We start from the raw sequence: 3,633 nt of genomic DNA, 5'->3' as shown, positions 1-3,633 counted from the left end.
TCGTCTTGACTTTCTTACCCGTTACGGTATCGATGCCAAGGTAGACGCTAGAGCGATAGACTATTGAGCCGTCTTTTTTAGTATATTCTGTTATTTTCATGGTTTTACTCCTTTTTCCATCAGCAGGCAAGCAAATTAGAAAAGGTTTTGAAGTTTTACCATGCGAGGAGCTACGAGAATACCCCCTATTTTCGATTTTAATTAGTCAGACGGTAAATTGTACCAGAATAGGAAACAAGGCGGATATGGGGCTTTTATGGGCTTGTTTGTGATGGGTGTTTTTGGTATAATGTTTTCGCCCCCTCAATTTAATTCATGAAGGGAGGTGTTATATATGCTAGAGTTGTTTTCCCTTTTTCTAGCTCCGTTACTTGTTAACGTACTATCGGAGCTTTTCAAGTTATGGATAAAGAGACGTAGCAAGTAGCTTTTAACCCTTTAAGAGGGTAGCAAAAAACCCCATCGCTGTAACGGTGGGGCTTTTTAGTTACATATGCTAGAAGCACTGCTTTTCCCTTTATACTTTCATTCTAGCATACAAGCCCCAATATTTCAAGAGTTTTATTTTTTTTGATATTGTTTAGAGCGCTTTAAGCGTTCCTAAAATGCCGAAGTGTTGAAAATCGTCTAAATTATACCGCATTATACTGCATTAGAGAGTTATAGCATGATGACAGGGTATTGACTTACCTTTTTTGTTTTTCTGGATAATATGGTATAATAGTCATGTAACCGCCTGAATCTTTCCCGTTATTTCAGTTCAGGCGATATTAGACAAGTTGTCAGTAGCTAGCTTGTCTTTTTTTGTTGCTTTAAAACTGTTTTTTTCGTATTCTTTCGTAGTCCAGTGACTTTTTGAAGAGGTCAGCTAGTCCAGTTACGTCTTGATTTGCGAGGAGTTCCATATAATGCGCCCTTGAGTCTTTTGGGATGATGATAGGAGCGTTTAGATACTTCATAGCCAAGTACATAAGTATCAGGCGACCGGTACGACCGTTACCATCGCTAAATGGGTGAATCCGTTCAATCTGGATATGGGTGTCTGCTAAAATCTTTAATACTTCTTTTTCATTCTGAGCATGCTCCAAACGATAAGCAGTATTATCCGCCCATTGTGTCATCAAGTAGGGCGTTTCTGCTGGGCTAGCCGTTTGAAATTCCGCCCCGATAATGGCATTTTGAACTTGCTTAAATTGTCCGCGATCATGTTGCAGCCTATCCACTAATAAGGCGTGAAAATCTTGAACCAGCCCCACAGTAAGGGCTTGATGGTTTGCCAATGAGTCCAAGAGATAAGAAAAGGCTTGTTTATGGTTTTCAATCTCATAAAACTCACGAATACTTTTGCCGTTGCGTGGCAAGGTGCTTTCTAAGATAATGCTGACGGTTTCGGGTAGAGAGATAGTATTCCCTTCAATACCGCTAGAATGGTAGGCCATGCGTACCAGTATATCGTCCAGGTAGTCTTGAGCGTAGTCCATGATTCTCCTTTCTGTAAAATTAAACTAAAATTTTTCCATTGGAATCAGGAGTTTTTAACAATGCTGAAATTACTTGGAAAAGTGCAAGAAGCATTGGAATAAAAGTGAAACTGAATAGTAGATATAAAAATCCTTTTCTATTATATCCTGCATAAAAATGATGACCACCTATCCAACCTAAAACGATAGCTAATATAATGTAAATCCACTTATTGACATAATGAGATTTAATATTTTTAGCTTTGGTTTTGGCATCAAAAATTTTTGTTTGTGGTATTTCGTTATTATTGCTAATATTATTTTTATTATCTTTTTTATCGTCAGTTTTTAAGTTTGAAACTCCAGAGTCGGCAATATATGTACTCTTATTTTTTACAAATCCATGCTTTCCAATTAATCCCAGTTCAGAATATCCTAAATTTTTAAGCATTTTTCTTATACTTGTTTGTTTAGATAATTTCAATATCTCTAATAATATTAAACCACAAGCCCTTGCATCTGATAAAGCATTGTGATGATCTAGAGATATTTTGAAGTGTTCAGCTAAGGTATGTAATTTATGATTTGGTAAATCAGTTAGGACTATTTTACATACTTGATAGCTACAAAAATATTGAATGTTGTCAAAAGGAATCTCATATTTTAAGTAAACATCTTGTAAAGCATAAGCATCAAATCTTGCATTATGAGCAACAATAGGTAGATTGTCAATGAAGTTAATGATTTCTTTTTGTACTTCAGGGAAAGTAGGGGCTCCAATGACATCTTCAGGTTTTACACCATGTATTTTTATATTTCTACTACTAAATTTTTCTTCAGGATTAATTAAAGTATAAAAGGAGTCAATTTCCTGTCCATCTATAAATTTTACTAGTCCAATTGAACATAGACTTCCGCGAAATGAGTTTGCTGTTTCAACATCTAAAGCTATAAAACTATAAGTCATGGTGAGTTTCCTTTTGATTTAGTGAACTAAGTATATTTAATACTATTTGCTTATCTTTGTGAGATAGGGATATAAAATCTACCAGTAATTGGGTTTCTTGAGGGTTTAATGTTCCAATAGTAAATAGAAAATCATTAAGTTTTTGCTTTGCTTCATTTAAAAGTTTTTCATCTGATAAATATTTTTCAATTTTTTGTTTACTTAATTTTTTTATGTTTGGAATGAGATTTTTCAAAATTTCTTCACGATACTTATTTAGAAAATCTTCATCTTTTAAAGTCAATAAATTCTCTCTACCATCAGCTGTTTTTAGTTCATAGTATGCTCTAAATGCTTTAAAAAATACTTCATCAGAGCCATCTTTTTGACTTAAATTTTTTACAGATTCAATAAAATTGTTTTCATAACCGAGTAAGTTAGCAACGCTTACCCCGAAGTAATCAGCTAATTGTTTTGCTTTTTCTGGTTTAATTTGGCTTTCTCCGTTTTCCCAGCGTGATAGAGTCTTTTCTGATATGCTCATTTCTTTTGCTATTTCCTTTTGAGATAGCTTTTTTTCTTTACGTAACTCTTTTAATCTATTCATTTATATCAACACCTTTCAAATGTATTATATCATTCTTTTTCTTAAACCAGACAAAAAAAGTCTGATAAAATAAAAAATATCCTTGACAAAGACAAAAAGTGTCTGTATAATAAAAGCTAATCAGACAAAAAATGTCTGAATAAAACCTCCAGCGCAACACTTTTCAATCTATTCTGCTGGAGGTTGATTTTAAAAATAATAGAAAGAGGTAAGACATTTGAAAAATAATATGCGTGTTATTTTAGCAAAGAAACGCTTGAAGGTGGCAGATGTTGCAAGAGAGACAGGGCTATCAAAAAGCACATTGACTGCATTGTACTATGAACGTGCAAAGAATCCAAGTCTTGATACGTTAAAAAAAGTATCTAGTTACTTGGGAGTAACGCTGGATGAATTTCTAGATACGAAAGAATAGAAAGGAGTAACCTAATCGCAATACTATTTTACATTTACAAGTTTCTCATGTGGTGCTTTACCACTGGGGATTGACGACAAAAAAGGAGAAAAGAATGAACTTTAAAGAATTTAAAACATGGCTAGATGATGCCGTGAGTATGGCGGAAGCTATAGCATTACCTGAAAACAAGGGTGTGCTTGACGACTTATACTCAATCATTTTC

4 protein-coding genes and 1 pseudogene are annotated in these 3,633 nt (G+C 34.0%); 1 reads left to right on the top strand and 4 read right to left on the bottom strand.

Annotated features, from left to right (window positions below; genetic code table 11):
- The 4 genes and pseudogenes from HT723_RS11985 to HT723_RS11155 all read right to left on the bottom strand — a co-directional run.
- Window positions 1–100, bottom strand: a pseudogene (locus HT723_RS11985) (integrase); the annotation flags it as partial.
- A gap of 712 nt (window positions 101–812) precedes the next feature.
- Window positions 813–1,481 (bottom strand): Fic family protein, encoded by a 669-nt coding sequence (locus HT723_RS11165; protein ID WP_172935208.1) that lies wholly within the window; start codon window positions 1,479–1,481, stop codon window positions 813–815.
- A gap of 19 nt (window positions 1,482–1,500) precedes the next feature.
- Window positions 1,501–2,427 carry an exonuclease domain-containing protein gene (locus HT723_RS11160; protein ID WP_172935207.1) on the bottom strand — a complete coding sequence of 309 codons (927 nt, stop codon included), beginning with the start codon at window positions 2,425–2,427 and terminating at the stop codon, window positions 1,501–1,503.
- Complete coding sequence (locus tag HT723_RS11155; RefSeq protein ID WP_172935206.1) at window positions 2,417–3,013, bottom strand: helix-turn-helix transcriptional regulator; 597 nt, start codon at window positions 3,011–3,013, stop codon at window positions 2,417–2,419. Before HT723_RS11155 ends, HT723_RS11160 begins: the two co-directional genes overlap by 11 nt.
- A gap of 217 nt (window positions 3,014–3,230) precedes the next feature.
- Between HT723_RS11155 and HT723_RS11150 the strand changes: the two genes are divergently transcribed.
- Window positions 3,231–3,428 (top strand): helix-turn-helix transcriptional regulator, encoded by a 198-nt coding sequence (locus HT723_RS11150; protein WP_049512034.1) that lies wholly within the window; start codon window positions 3,231–3,233, stop codon window positions 3,426–3,428.
- Window positions 3,429–3,633 lie beyond the last annotated feature (205 nt).

It is taken from the genome of Streptococcus sp. 2106, from assembly GCF_013277315.1.
Classification (GTDB): Bacteria; Bacillota; Bacilli; order Lactobacillales; family Streptococcaceae; genus Streptococcus; species Streptococcus pseudopneumoniae.
This window is presented reverse-complemented; position numbering and strand designations above follow the sequence as displayed.

Coding starts and splice junctions, on each gene's coding strand:
- HT723_RS11165 (WP_172935208.1), bottom strand. CDS start 1,481: ATGGACTACGCTCAAGACTACCTGGACGATATACTGGTACGCATGGCC.
- HT723_RS11160 (WP_172935207.1), bottom strand. CDS start 2,427: ATGACTTATAGTTTTATAGCTTTAGATGTTGAAACAGCAAACTCATTT.
- HT723_RS11155 (WP_172935206.1), bottom strand. CDS start 3,013: ATGAATAGATTAAAAGAGTTACGTAAAGAAAAAAAGCTATCTCAAAAG.